The following is a 14,443-nucleotide window of genomic DNA, read 5'->3' as shown; positions in this document are numbered from 1 at the left end:
CATGTAATTACTGTTCGCGTAGCAATTGGCGAAATCCGTCCAATGGCAACGGCCTGCTGTGCAGATAGCCTTGATACAAATGGCAGCCCAACCCCTCCAGAAATTCAAGTTGCTCGGAAAGCTCAACCCCTTCTGCAATCACATGCAGCTCGAGGCTGTGGGCCATGGCGACGATGGCGCGGACGATCTCTGCGTCGTTGGGGTCTTGCGGGGCGTCGCGGACGAAGGATTGGTCGATTTTCAGGGCATCGACCGGCAAGCGCTTGAGGTACGTCAGCGATGAATAGCCGGTGCCAAAATCATCCATGGCAAAACAAACGCCCAGGCTTCGCAGGCGACGCATTTTGTCGATGGTGTCTTCCAGGTTCTGAATCACGATCCCTTCAGTGATCTCAAGCTTGAGCAGCGAGCAGGGCAATTGATAATCCTTGAGACTGCGTTCCACGCGCTGGACGAAATCATTCTGGCGAAACTGGCGTGGGCTGATATTCACGCACAGGCTGAAATCGATATCGATCAATCCCTCTCGCAGCAGTTGTGCGCAGGCATTGCAGGCCTCGTCGAGAATCCAGTTGCCCACCTCCAGAATCAGACCGCTCTCTTCCAGCACCTGAATAAACTGTGAGGGCGGTTGATAGCCCAGTTTCGGATGCCGCCAGCGCAGCAGCACTTCGGCACCGACGATCCGATCTTCGCGGGCATCGACCTGGGGTTGGAAGTGCAGGCTCAATTCGCCTCGGGCCAGGGCCTGACGCAGGTCATTTTCCATCTGCAGGCGTTCACTGGCGGCTTTTTGCATGCTGCTATGGAACATCTGTGTGGTGTTGCGGCCCGAGTCCTTGGCGCGATAAAGCGCAATGTCGGCGCGCTTGAGCAAGTCGGCCGGGGTTGAGCCATGGTCGGGAATCAAGGCCACGCCGATGCTGGGCGTGACTTGCAGGGGCTGGCCGTCCAGCGTCATGGGGTCGGCCAGAATTGAACGCAGGGAGTCGGCTATTTCTCGAACGCGCTGGGCGACCTCGCTGTGGCTGCCTTCCAGGCCACTGAGCAATACTACGAATTCGTCACCGCCCAGGCGCGCCACGGTGTCCTCCATGCGCACACTGGCTTCCAGCCGTGCGGTGATGATCTTTAGTACCGTATCGCCGACCGGATGGCCCAATGAATCGTTGATGTGTTTGAAGTGGTCAAGGTCCAGGAACAGGAGGGCGCCACGCAGGTTATGGCGCTTGAGCAGGGCAATCTGTTGGCTCAGCCGGTCCATCAGCAGGGCGCGGTTGGGCAGGTTGGTCAAAGGATCGTGATAGGCCAGGTGGCGAATCTGCGCCTGGGCGCTTTTCAGCTGGCTGACATCACGTGCGGTTAGCAGCAGGCAGGGGGCCTCATTCAGGGTGATCGGCTCGACCGAGACTTCCAGCGTCAGAAAGTCGCCGCGCTTGTTATGCCCGATCATCTCTCTGGGATGTACGCGGCCTTCGTCGCGAAAATCCTTCAGCAGCGTCGTGAGCTGCTTATCGTCGGCCCACAAACCGATCTCCCAGGCAGTGCGACCAATCACATCCTCAGCCCGAAAGCCGGTCAGGCGGCAGAACCCGTCGTTGACCTCCAGATACCGACCGCTGTCGCGTTCGCTGATGATGATGGCGTCGGGGCTGGAATGAAAGGCCTTGGCAAACTTCTCCTCGCTGGCCTTCAGCGCCGCTTCTGCTCGTTGTTGCTGGGTGATATCGCGCAGGGTCGTGACGCTGCAGGGCTGGTCATCGACCTTGATCAGGCGACTGGAAATCACGCAGGTGAGGGTCTGGCCGTCCTGGTGATTAACGCTGACGGCTACGTTATTCAGCGCCTGGTCGCGGATGACCTGCTCGATGCGCTGCACCCGTGGCGAGGCGTCGGCCCAGAACCCCAGTTGCCCGGCGTTTCTGCCAATCGCTTCCTGGGCTGTCCAGCCAAAGGTCTGGGTGAAGGCCGGGTTGATCTCGATAAACTGACCGTTGTCCTGGCGGGTGACGCAAATGGGGTCGGGGCTGGCTTGGAACAGGCTGGCGAACTTTTCTTCGGAGCTGATCAGGCGTTGCTCGCGCTCCACCTGCTCGGTGATATCGAGCAGGGTGCCGGCCATGCGTAGCGGTGCACCGTTTTCGTCCCGATACAGGCGCGCACGGCTTTCGATAAAGCGTGTGGCGCCGTTGTCCAGCTGGATGTGATAGGTAATCTGATAGTTGCCGGCCGACCCTTTGCGCAAGCTGCGGTAAGCCTGGCGCATGGTGTTGCGTTCAGCTTCGGGAATGCCTTCGAAAAACGCGTCGAACGCTTCATGAAAAGCCACCGGCTCCAGCCCGTGCAGTTGCGCCGCACGGGCCGAGCCGTAGAGCATGCCACTGGGTATATGCAAGTCCCAGGTACCTAGTTGTGCCGAATCCAGGGCCAGGTCCAGGCGTTCCTGGCTATCCTTGAGTGCCTGTTCGGCGCGTTTGCGCTCGGTGGTGTCAATAAAGGTACTGAGCAGGAAGGTCACGCCGTCCATCTCGATGTTTTGGGCGCAGAGGAGACCGTCATGGATTTGGCCGTTGCTGGCGCGCCACTGTACTTCCAGGCTGGCAGGCTCGAGGCTGCTGCGCGTGGCATCAAGCACCTGCTGGCGTTGTTGCGGATCTGCCCACAGGCCCAGCTCCAGCGTGGTTTTGTTGATGATCTGGTGGCCGGACCAGCCGAGCATTTTTTCGAAGTGATGATTGACCTCGTAAATCAGGCCATCCATGCGCCGGGTCAGGAGAATGACATTGGGGCTGAGGTGAAACAGGGTGGCGAAGCGCTTTTCCGAGTTGATCAGGGCGGTTTCCCGCTCGCGCTGGCGAGTGATTTCGCGAATCACGCCGATGATCTGCGGTTTGCCGTGCTTGTCCTTGACCAGGCTGCCGTTGATTTCCAACCAGTGCATGCTGCCGTCGGGCCAGCGAATACGGTGGCGCAATGCTTGTTCGGCGGGTTCGCCGTTGAGCACTGCATAAAAGGCCTGAAGGGTTCGCGGCCGGTCTTCGGGCAGCAGCAAGTCGATGTAATCCAGATCTTTGGGCAGCGGCTGGTGTGGGTCGTAGCCAAACAGCGCCTGGGTGCCCCGTGACCAACTGATCTTGCCGGTTTCGATGTCCCAGAACCAGGCGCCCAGATTCGCGCCGTTCAGAGCAGCGAGCAGTTGTGGCGCGCTTTCCCAGGTTTGTTCCGACTCCTGGGGGTCTGCTGCATGAATGCGGGGCAGGCGCGGGAAGCCTTTTGCTGACTTGGGCATCAATACCAGACCTTTGGCGAATGGAGCTTCCATGAGACCGATCTGTAGCCGCAGGCTTGTCGCAAGGGGGGCTACGCCTGCGTTTTATGCATATCCAGTAATGCCATGAACGCCCGTGCAGCGTTCGATAACGTTCTTTCTGTGTGCAGGATGTAGCCTAGCTGGCGTGACAGTTGTATGCCCGGCAATGGAATCCGGACTACTTGTTCATCGAGCATAGTACGTGGAAGCACACTCCAGGCCAGTCCGATCGAAACCATCATCTTGATGGTCTCCAGATAGTTGGTGCTCATGGCGATATTCGGCGTCAGCCCCTGGGCTTCGAACAGGCGCTGGACGATGTGGTGGGTAAAGGTATTGCCGCCGGGGAAAACCGCTGGATGGTGGGCGATGTCAGCCAGGCTGACGGCGCCTTGCAGCGCCAGGCTGTGTTCGGGGGCGGTGACAAAATCCAGCGGGTCTTCCCAGACCGTTATGGCCTTGACCAGGGTGTGAGGCTCGGGTGCCAGGGTAATGACCGCCAGCTCCGCTCGGCCATGGAGAATTTCCTCGTAGGCGACTTCCGAATCCAGAAACTGAATATCCAAGGCGACCAACGGGTATTTTCGGGTAAAGGCCCGTAGCAGCGGTGGCAAGCGATGCAGGCCGATATGGTGGCTGGTGGCTAAAGTGAGGCGTCCGCTGACTTCGCCGGTCAGGTTGGTCAGGGCCCGGCGCGTATCGTCCAGCACATTCAATATCTGGTAGGCGCGAGGCAGCAAGGCGCGCCCGGCTTCCGTCAGGCTGACTTCCCGCCCGAGGCGATCGAACAGGCGTACATTGAGTTGTTGTTCGAGCCCGGCAATGCGTTTGCTGATGGCCGGCTGGGTCAAATGCAAGCGTTCACCGGCACCTGAAAAACTGCCCGTTTCGGCGATGGCAATAAAAGCATTGAGATTGGCCAGGTCCACGGGTTCGAATTCCTTTTGGTTATCCAAAGCATAAAAAATATGAATTTGAGTTATTGAATCTAACCGCATAGCATCGTCCGTACAAGCCAAGGGGTTATTGGCATAGAAAGACGCTGATGAGGAAAAGTCTGATGGCCGGCAAAACGCTTTACGACAAGCTCTGGGATTCGCATTTGGTCAAGCAGCGCGACGATGGTTCGGCGCTGATCTACATCGATCGCCATATCATCCACGAAGTGACGTCGCCACAAGCCTTCGAAGGTCTGCGCCTGGCCGGCCGCAAACCATGGCGCATCGATGCGAACATCGCCACGCCCGACCACAACGTGCCGACCACGCCAGAGCGCAAGGGCGGTATCGAAGCCATCGTCGACCAAGTGTCGCGCCTGCAGGTGCAGACTCTGGATGATAACTGCGACGAATACGGCATCACTGAATTCAAGATGAATGACGTCCGCCAGGGCATCGTTCACGTGATCGGCCCGGAGCAGGGCGCGACCTTGCCCGGCATGACCGTGGTCTGCGGCGACTCTCACACCTCCACCCATGGCGCTTTCGGTGCCCTGGCGCACGGTATCGGGACCTCGGAAGTCGAGCACGTGCTCGCGACCCAGTGCCTGGTCGCCAAGAAAATGAAAAACATGCTGGTATTGGTCGAAGGTGAGTTGCCTTTTGGTGTCACCGCCAAAGACATCGTCCTGGCTGTGATCGGCAAGATCGGCACCGCTGGCGGCAACGGCCATGCCATCGAGTTCGCCGGCAGCGCCATCCGTGAGCTGTCCGTCGAAGGTCGTATGACGATCTGCAACATGGCCATTGAGGCAGGCGCGCGCGTTGGTCTGGTGGCGGCGGACGAAAAAACCGTCGAGTACGTCAAGGGTCGTCCGTTTGCACCCAAGGGTGCCGAGTGGGACTTGGCCGTCGAAGCCTGGAAAGATCTGGTTTCCGACGCCGATGCCCAATTCGACACCATCGTCGAACTGGACGCCGCTCAGATCAAGCCACAAGTCAGCTGGGGCACTTCGCCGGAAATGGTACTGGCCGTTGACCAGTGCGTGCCGGACCCGGCCCGCGAGACCGACCTGGTCAAGCGTGGCTCGATCGAGCGCGCCCTCAAGTACATGGGCCTGACCGCCAACCAGCCGATCACCGATATCCAGCTGGACCGCGTCTTTATCGGCTCGTGCACTAACTCTCGGATCGAAGACTTACGTGCCGCGGCCGTTATCGCCAAGGGTCGCAAAGTGGCTTCCACCGTCAAGCAAGCCATTGTGGTACCGGGCTCGGGCCTGGTGAAGCAACAGGCTGAAAAGGAAGGCCTGGACAAGATTTTCATCGAAGCCGGCTTTGAATGGCGTGAACCGGGCTGCTCGATGTGCCTGGCCATGAACCCTGACCGCCTGGAGTCGGGCGAGCATTGTGCGTCGACCTCCAACCGTAACTTCGAAGGGCGCCAGGGCGCAGGTGGTCGTACCCATTTGGTCAGCCCGGCGATGGCCGCCGCTGCTGCTGTTTCGGGCCGTTTTGTTGATGTACGCGAGTTGATTCAAGGGAGCGCAGCATGAAAGCCTTTACCCAACACACCGGCCTTGTTGCGCCATTGGATCGTGCCAACGTCGACACCGACCAGATCATTCCCAAGCAATTCTTGAAGTCGATCAAGCGCACCGGCTTTGGCCCGAACCTGTTCGACGAGTGGCGCTACCTGGATGTGGGCCAGCCTTACCAGGACAACTCCAAGCGCCCGCTCAACCAGGAATTCGTTCTCAATCACGAGCGTTATCAAGGTGCCAGCGTGCTGCTGGCGCGAGAAAACTTCGGTTGTGGTTCCAGCCGCGAGCACGCGCCATGGGCGCTGGAAGAGTACGGCTTTCGCAGCATCATCGCGCCGAGCTACGCAGACATCTTCTTCAACAACAGCTTCAAGAACGGCCTGTTGCCGATCATTTTGAGCGACGAAGAAGTCGATGAGCTGTTCAAGCAAGTCGAAGCGCAGCCTGGTTACCAGTTGAGCGTCGACCTTCAGGCTCAGACTGTCACTCGTCCCGACGGCAAGGTCCTGAGCTTCGAAATCGATGCGTTTCGCAAGCATTGCCTGCTCAATGGCCTGGACGATATCGGCCTGACCTTGCAAGACGGCGATGCCATTGCCAGCTTCGAAGCCAAGCACCGTGCCAGTCAGCCGTGGTTGTTTCGCGACTGAACGATGACGCGCACTACCTGGAAAACCGTGGTGTTTTCATTCGCGGTGGTCCGGCATCCCGGTAAAGCCGCTCCCGGGTTGTGTCATTTGATGCCTTAACTGACTGGCATTGAGCAACACAATCCCATGGTAGGAGCCGGCTTTAGCCGCGATGAACGCAGCACCGATGTGCTGGTGCTCCGGACTCAGCGATAAGAATTTACCCAGTGGGCCATTGCGGCGCGCTAATCGAATGGAATAGAGGAAAGCATGAGCAAGCAGATTCTGATTCTCCCTGGTGACGGTATTGGTCCGGAAATCATGGCCGAAGCGGTCAAGGTGCTGGAGCTGGCCAACGACAAGTTCCAGCTGGGCTTTGGTTTTGAGCACGACGTGATCGGCGGCGCTGCCATCGACAAGCATGGCGTGCCCCTGGCCGACGAAACCCTGGAGCGCGCACGCAACGCTGACGCCGTATTGCTGGGCGCCGTGGGCGGGCCGAAATGGGACAAGATCGAGCGTGACATTCGCCCTGAGCGCGGTCTGCTGAAAATCCGTTCGCAGTTGGGCCTGTTCGGCAACCTGCGCCCGGCGATTCTTTATCCGCAACTGGCTGATGCCTCGTCGCTGAAACCGGAAATCGTTGCTGGCCTGGACATCCTGATCGTTCGCGAATTGACCGGTGGCATCTACTTTGGCGCCCCGCGGGGTACCCGCGAGCTGGAAAACGGCGAGCGCCAGTCCTACGACACCCTGCCGTACAGCGAAAGCGAAATCCGCCGTATTGCCCGCGTCGGCTTCGACATAGCGCGTGTACGCGGCAAGAAGCTCTGCTCGGTCGACAAGGCCAACGTACTGGCCTCCAGCCAGTTGTGGCGTGAAGTGGTTGAGCAAGTGGCCAAGGATTACCCGGATGTCGAACTGAGCCACATGTACGTCGACAACGCTGCCATGCAATTGGTACGCGCGCCGAAACAATTCGACGTGATGGTGACCGACAACATGTTCGGCGACATTCTGTCGGACGAAGCGTCCATGCTCACCGGTTCCATCGGCATGCTGCCTTCAGCCTCGCTGGATGCCAACAACAAAGGCATGTACGAGCCGTGCCACGGCTCTGCACCGGACATCGCCGGCCTTGGCGTTGCCAACCCGCTCGCGACTATCCTGTCGGTATCGATGATGCTGCGTTACAGCTTCAATCAGCAGGTTGCTGCCGATGCCATCGAGCAGGCTGTCAGCCTGGTGCTGGACCAAGGGCTGCGCACTGGCGACATCTGGTCGGCCGGTTGTGTGAAAGTGGGTACGCAGGAAATGGGCGACGCAGTAGTCGCGGCGCTGCGGAATCTGTAATCTCTCGGGCCCGCTGGCTTTTTTGATGTGCCAGCGGCCCACTTTTTTGTCAAAGGTGTAGTTGCGATGAAACGTGTAGGTCTGATCGGTTGGCGCGGAATGGTCGGTTCCGTGCTCATGCAGCGCATGCTGGAAGAGCAGGATTTCGATCTTATTGAACCGGTGTTCTTCACCACTTCCAACGTGGGCGGCCAAGGCCCTGCGGTTGGCAAGGATATTGCCCCGCTCAAGGACGCCTACAGCATTGAGGAGCTCAAGACCCTCGATGTGATTCTGACCTGCCAGGGCGGCGACTACACCAGCGAAGTTTTCCCCAAGCTGCGTGAAGCCGGCTGGCAAGGCTACTGGATCGATGCTGCTTCCAGCCTGCGCATGCAGGATGACGCAGTGATCGTGCTGGACCCGGTCAACCGCAAGGTGATCGACCAGCAGCTGGATGCGGGCACCAAGAACTACATCGGTGGCAACTGCACCGTCAGCCTGATGCTGATGGGCCTGGGCGGATTGTTCGAAGCCGGCCTGGTCGAGTGGATGAGCGCCATGACCTATCAGGCCGCCTCCGGTGCCGGCGCGCAGAACATGCGTGAACTGATCAAGCAGATGGGTGCTACCCACGCAGCCGTTGCAGATGACCTGGCTAACCCTGCCAGTGCGATTCTCGACATCGACCGCAAGGTCGCAGAAGCCATGCGTGGCGAAGCTTATCCGACCGAGAACTTCGGCGTGCCGCTGGCCGGCAGCCTGATCCCATGGATCGACAAGGAACTGCCGAACGGTCAGAGCCGCGAAGAGTGGAAGGCCCAGGCCGAGACCAACAAGATCCTGGGTCGTATCAAGAGCCCGATCCCGGTCGACGGCATCTGCGTGCGTATCGGCGCCATGCGTTGCCATAGCCAGGCGCTGACCATCAAGCTGAACAAGGATGTACCGCTGGCCGATATCGAAGGCATGATCAGCCAGCACAACCCTTGGGTGAAGCTGATCCCGAACCAGCGCGAGATCAGCATGCAGGAGCTGAGCCCGACCAACGTCACCGGTACCTTGAATATCCCGGTGGGTCGTCTGCGCAAGCTGAACATGGGTTCGCAATACCTGGGCGCCTTCACCGTTGGCGACCAACTGTTGTGGGGCGCGGCCGAGCCGCTGCGCCGCATGCTGCGGATTCTGCTGGAGCGTTAATCGCCAGCCGCTGTCCTTAAAACCCGCGACTTCCCTGGAGTCGCGGGTTTTTTGTTAGTGGTGGCCCGATCGCCGCATAGGTATCTACACAATTCTGGGGCAGCGCGGCTCTTGTAGCCGCTGCCGAGGTACGAGGCTGCGATCGGCGGCGAAGCCGTCGTAAATTCAGGCCCTTCGGTGTGCCTGATGGATTACGGTCTCAGGTTTTACGGCCGCTTCGCTGCCGATCGCAGCCTCGTACCTCGTCAGCGGCTACATTCGTAGCAGTAGACGAGTTCAGCGAGGCCAGGTCCGGGGACGTAGTCCTCGCAAAGCCTGTACTCGCGGTGTATCTGAATACTGAAGTGCCAGGTTTTACGACTGCTGCGCAGCCGGACGTGGCCTCGTTCTACTCGTCCACTGCTACGAAATGCAGTACACCAAAAGATGTGTAGATACCTATGCCGATCGCCGGCAAGCCGTGCTCCTACCGGCGTGTACGTCGCCGCCCCTGTAGGAGCCGGGCTTGCCCGCGAGGCGTCATGACTGATACGCCGCGGTGGCCCGATCGCCGGCAAGCCGTGCTCCTACCGGCGTGTACGTCGCCGGTCAATCCGAGTAAAGTGCCGCTCCCCCGTTCTGCCAGAGGAAATCCCCCCATGAATCAGACATTCGATATCGCCGTGATCGGCGCCACAGGTTTGGTTGGCGAGACGCTGGTGCAGATTCTCGAGGAGCGGGATTTTCCCATCGGAACCCTTCACTTGCTCGCCAGCGCCGAGTCTGCGGGAAGTTCGGTGCTGTTTCGCAACAAAAACGTGCGCGTTCGTGAAGTCGATCAGTTCGATTTTAGCCTGGTCAAATTGGTGTTTTTCGCCGCCAGCCCTTCGGTTTCGCTCAGCTATGCCGGCCGCGCCAGCGCCGCTGGCTGCGCGGTAATCGACCTGTCGGGCGCCTTGCCACTCCCCGCCGTGGTGCCCGAAGCCAACCCGCAAGCGCTGATCGGCCTCAAGGCTCCGGTCCAGGTGGCCAGCCCCAGCGCTGCTGCCATCACCTTGGCCGTGGCGCTTGCACCGCTGAGTGAACTGATTGAGCTGGAACAGGTCAATGTCACCGCTTGCCTGGCCATATCGGCCAAAGGTCGCGAAGGGGTGAATGAGTTGGCTCGCCAGACCGCCGAACTGCTCAATGCCCGGCCTCTGGAGCCGCGATTCTTTGACCGCCAGGTGGCGTTCAACCTGCTGGCACAAGTTGGCACGCCTGACGAACAGGGCCATTTGCAACTGGAACGACGCCTGGTGGAGGAGTTACGCGGACTGCTGGCGCTGCCTTTACTCAAAATCGCTGTGACCTGCATTCAAGTGCCGGTATTTTTTGGCGATAGCTTTACTGTCTCGGTTCGCAGCCGCACGCCGGTGGACATTACGGCGATCAATGCAGCGCTGGACCAGGCGCCGGGAATCGAGTTGGTGGAGGCGGGCGACTACCCGACACCGGTGGGGGATGCGGTAGGGCAAGATGTGGTCTACGTTGGGCGGGTGCGTGGTGGCATTGATGATGGCCAGCAACTCAATCTGTGGCTGACCACCGACAACGTGCGCAAAGGCGCTGCCTTGAACGCCGTCCAGGTGGCCGAATTGTTGATAAAAGACTTTCTCTAAAAGATACTTGGCAACAATTTACCAAATGATTCTCGGCCTGCCGTCATACGCGGGCCGCTTGCTGGAAGTGAGCTGCCAACGGGGGCTTGCGGGGGCATTGTTGCAAGACCGTGCCTCATGGCAACTTTCACTTCTTCTCGCCTGCGAGGAGCGCTCAAACAAAGGATTAGCTCATGGTTCAAGTTCGCAAACTGGTGTTAGCAATAGCCGCTGCGTCGGCGCTGTCTTCCGGTATGGCGCAGGCACTCGAGTTGGGGGAACTGACCCTCAAGTCGGCGCAGAACCAGCCGCTGCTGGCGGAAATCGAGCTGCGTGATGTCGACGGCCTGAGTGCCGCCGAGATGCAGCCAGGCCTGGCATTGCCCGAAGAGTTCGCCAAGGCCGGCGTCCAGCTGCAGAGCTATCTTGAGGACTTGACCTTTACCCCAGTGGTCAATCCCAACGGCAAAAGTGTACTGCGCGTCACTTCCAGCAAGCCGCTGCCTGAGCCATTCGTCAAATTCGTGGTTCAGGTGCGTTACCCCCAGGGCCGGTTGATGCGTGAGTACAGCATCCTGCTCGACCCTTCCAAATTCTCGCCTGAAGCCGCCGAGGCTGCAGGCCAGGGTGTGACGCCTGCCGTCAGCAGCGCCAGCCAATACACCACCCATCGCAATGACACGCTGTGGGAGATTGCCTCGCGTAATCGCCAGGGCGCTTCGGTTCAGCAGGCCATGCTGGCCATTCAGGCGCTTAACCCTGATGCCTTTATTGGCGGCAATATCAACCGCATGAAAACCGGCCAGGTGTTGCGCTTGCCCGATGCGCAGCAAGCCGCCAGCCTGCCGCCAGCCCAGGCGATTGCCGACGTGGCCGAGCAAAACGCGGCTTGGCGCGAAGGTCGCCGCCTGGGGCCGCGTGCGCAACAGCTCGATGCCACGCGTCGAAGCCAGGAGCAGGGCGCGCCTGCGCCAGCCCAGGATCAGGACAAACTCAGCCTGGTGTCAGCGGGCAAGGGCACAGGCAGCGAGAGCAAGGCCCTGAACAACAAGCTTGCCGTCGCCCAGGAAAGCCTCGATACCACCAAGCGCAGCAACGCCGAGTTGCAAAGTCGGATGGCCGATCTGCATAGCCAGTTGGACAAGCTGCAAAAGCTGATCCAGCTGAAAAACGATCAGCTGGCACGTCTGGAAGCCGGATCGGGAGCCGGCGACAGCACACCTTCTGCCGAGGCAGCGGCGCCGATTTCCGCCGAATTGGTCGCTCCTGGGCAAGCGCCATCGACGGACACCCAAGCGCCCGCACCAGCAGCCGTCGATACTGCCCCGAATGTTGACGAGGCTGAGCCCCCTGAGGCTAGCCCATCGCCTGTAGCCATCGACAAGGCTGACGATACGCTGCAAGCGCTGATGGGCAATCCGATCCTGCTCGGCCTGATTGCTGGCGCTTCGGTGCTGGTGCTGCTGTTGCTCCTGTTGCTGCTGGCGCGCCGTCGCAAGGCTCAGCTTGAAGCAGAGAAGCACATGCGCATGGCCCGCGCGCTGTCCGAAGAGTCCGATTATCCAGCCGAAGAATTCACCCTCCAGGACGCTCATTTCGAGGGCATCGAAACCCCTGCGCCGAGCGTCAAGCTTGCTCCTTCGTTCGTGGCCGCCACGGCTGCGGCTGCCACCGCCTCCGAAGGGCCGGAAACACGCTACTCCGAGCGTTCCGCACCACCCGCCAATGCACCGATCACGGCCCCATTGATCGCCCCGGCCGTTGAGCCGATTCCAGATACCGAGCTGATGGCGCGGGTCGACAGCTTGGTCGAGCAGCGTCGCTACATCGAAGCCGCCGGCGCGCTGGCTCCGGCGGTGGCGCGTGATCCACAGCGCAGCGATTTGCGCCTGAAGCTGATGGAGGTCCATGCCCTGCGCGGTGACCGCGACGCCTTCACCAACAACGAGCGCCAATTGATTGCCACCGGCCAGAACCATGCCGACGTCGAGGCACTCAAGCGTCGTTTCCCGGCCATGTATACAGTGGTTGCCGGTGGCCTGAGTGCTGCGGCACTGGCGGCCGAGCTGGATGCGCAATACGTACAGGATTTGTTGAAAGACGAACCGCTAGTGCCTGTGGCACCCGTCGATGAGCTTGATACGGCGTTTGATCTCAGCCTTGATGAGTCGCAAGCGTTGCCAGCGGCTGAGCTGGCCGAAGATGAGCGGGCATTGCACGACCTTGAGCAGGGCGCCGTGGTGCCTGAAGACAGCAATGATCTGGATCTGGACGCACCGCTGGTCAGCACGGTCGAACAACCCGCCGTTGATGAGCCTGTGCCAGACGAAGCGCCAGTCCTGGTCACTGATCCGGCCGACTCTGCCCAGATCAATGACCTGGACTTCGATGCGCTGCTGGCTGAACATGCCGAGCAGAGCAGCCCAGCAGTGGATAGCCTGGATGATTTCGATCTGGACATCGGTGCAGACCCTATCCCGGCCCAATCCAGTGAGCCCGTGGACATTGCGGCGGAATTGGCGGCGTTTGATCACGATCTGGAGGTGGACGATCCGTTTGCTGCCCTGGACGATGACTTCTCCTTGCCAGACGATTTCGACTTGTCCCTGCCCGAGGGCGAGCCTGCTCAGGCACCGGAAGACTTCAAGGTCCAGTTGGGCGATGTAAATGTCCAACTGGAAAGCCTGTCGCAGTCGCTGGGCCATCCGCCGATCGAACTGCCGAGCTTTACCGAGGCGGACGCCGCTGCTGTCGCTGACGAGCCGGAATTCGATTACCTGGCAGGTACTGACGAGTCGGCCACCAAGCTTGACCTGGCACGCGCCTACATCGACATGGGCGATGACGGCGGCGCCCGTGACATCCTCAGCGAGGTGCTCACCGAAGGCACCGAAGAACAGCGTAAAGAAGCACTCGAAATGTTGAAGAGCGTCAAGAAGTAAGCCCTGCTTACCTTCGCTCCCCCACACCTACAGGCTGTAAATTCTTGGAAATCATTGATAAATCGGCGGCCGAAGCGGCCGCCGAAGGTTTTTACCGGATCGCATTGGGCGTCGAATACAAAGGCTCGCGTTACTGCGGCTGGCAACGCCAGGCCAGTGGCGTGAAGACCGTCCAGCAAACCCTGGAAGAAGCGCTGTCCAAAGTGGCTGATTCACCTGTCGTGCTGTCTTGCGCAGGTCGCACCGACGCCGGTGTGCATGCGTGCGGCCAGGTGGTGCATTTCGATACCCAGGCCCCCCGCAGCATGAAAGCCTGGGCCATGGGCGCCAACATTAACTTGCCCCATGACATCAGCGTCAGTTGGGCCAAAGTGATGCCAGCGCACTTTCATGCGCGCTTCAAGGCCATTGCCCGGCGTTACCGCTACGTGATCTACAACGATCAGATTCGCCCTGCGCACCTGGGCGAGGAAATCACTTGGAATCATCGCCCGCTGGATGTCGAGCGAATGGCAGCGGCTGCTGACTATCTGGTGGGCACCCATGATTTCAGTGCCTTTCGTGCCGGGCAGTGCCAGGCCAAGTCGCCGGTCAAGAAAATCCACCACCTGCGCGTGACCCGTCATGGCAAGATGATCGTGATCGATATTCGCGCCAATGCCTTTTTGCACCACATGGTGCGCAATATCGCCGGCGTGCTGATGACCATCGGCGCGGGCGAGCGCCCGGTGCAATGGCTCAAGGAAGTCCTCGAAAGCCGTGAGCGTCGTAGCGGTGGGGTAACGGCTCATCCCTATGGGTTGTATCTGGTGCAGGTTGAGTACCACGACGAGTTCGAGTTGCCCGAGCGATATATCGGCCCACATTTCCTTACAGGCTATGAGTCGTTGTCGGCTGACGTTGCCCAAGGCATTTGCTAACATCCGGGA

At 59.9% G+C, this 14,443-nt stretch carries 9 protein-coding genes; 7 read left to right on the top strand and 2 right to left on the bottom strand.

The window, feature by feature from the left end; genetic code table 11:
- Nucleotides 1-7 precede the first annotated feature (7 nt).
- Nucleotides 8-3,289: an EAL domain-containing protein gene (locus AC3IX4_RS21485; RefSeq protein WP_489261336.1), complete on the bottom strand. Its 3,282-nt coding sequence runs from the start codon at nt 3,287-3,289 to the stop codon at nt 8-10.
- Nucleotides 3,290-3,360: 71 nt separating this feature from the next.
- Nucleotides 3,361-4,239 carry a LysR family transcriptional regulator gene (locus AC3IX4_RS21480; protein ID WP_489257390.1) on the bottom strand — a complete coding sequence of 293 codons (879 nt, stop codon included), beginning with the start codon at nt 4,237-4,239 and terminating at the stop codon, nt 3,361-3,363.
- A gap of 131 nt (nt 4,240-4,370) precedes the next feature.
- Between AC3IX4_RS21480 and leuC the strand changes: the two genes are divergently transcribed.
- From leuC to truA, 7 genes are all read left to right on the top strand, one after another.
- Nucleotides 4,371-5,804, top strand: a complete 1,434-nt coding sequence (leuC, locus tag AC3IX4_RS21475; protein ID WP_489257389.1) for a 3-isopropylmalate dehydratase large subunit — start codon at nt 4,371-4,373, stop codon at nt 5,802-5,804.
- Nucleotides 5,801-6,442, top strand: coding sequence for a 3-isopropylmalate dehydratase small subunit (leuD, locus tag AC3IX4_RS21470; RefSeq protein WP_489257388.1), 642 nt, complete (start codon nt 5,801-5,803; stop codon nt 6,440-6,442). Before leuC ends, leuD begins: the two co-directional genes overlap by 4 nt.
- A 249-nt stretch (nt 6,443-6,691) precedes the next feature.
- Nucleotides 6,692-7,774 carry a 3-isopropylmalate dehydrogenase gene (leuB, locus tag AC3IX4_RS21465; protein ID WP_489257387.1) on the top strand — a complete coding sequence of 361 codons (1,083 nt, stop codon included), beginning with the start codon at nt 6,692-6,694 and terminating at the stop codon, nt 7,772-7,774.
- Nucleotides 7,775-7,840: 66 nt separating this feature from the next.
- Complete coding sequence (asd, locus tag AC3IX4_RS21460; RefSeq protein ID WP_489257386.1) at nt 7,841-8,953, top strand: aspartate-semialdehyde dehydrogenase; 1,113 nt, start codon at nt 7,841-7,843, stop codon at nt 8,951-8,953.
- A 638-nt stretch (nt 8,954-9,591) separates the two neighbouring features.
- On the top strand, nt 9,592-10,593 hold the full coding sequence (locus AC3IX4_RS21455; RefSeq protein WP_489257385.1) for an aspartate-semialdehyde dehydrogenase: 1,002 nt from the start codon (nt 9,592-9,594) through the stop codon (nt 10,591-10,593).
- A 173-nt stretch (nt 10,594-10,766) separates the two neighbouring features.
- The gene (locus AC3IX4_RS21450) at nt 10,767-13,514 is read left to right on the top strand and encodes a motility hub landmark protein FimV (protein ID WP_489257384.1); all 2,748 of its coding nucleotides are present in this window, start codon (nt 10,767-10,769) and stop codon (nt 13,512-13,514) included.
- A gap of 44 nt (nt 13,515-13,558) precedes the next feature.
- Nucleotides 13,559-14,434, top strand: a complete 876-nt coding sequence (gene truA / locus AC3IX4_RS21445) for a tRNA pseudouridine(38-40) synthase TruA (protein WP_489257383.1) — start codon at nt 13,559-13,561, stop codon at nt 14,432-14,434.
- The last annotated feature ends 9 nt before the right edge of the window (nt 14,435-14,443 follow it).

This window comes from Pseudomonas sp. KH_021, assembly GCF_057838865.1.
This window is presented reverse-complemented; position numbering and strand designations above follow the sequence as displayed.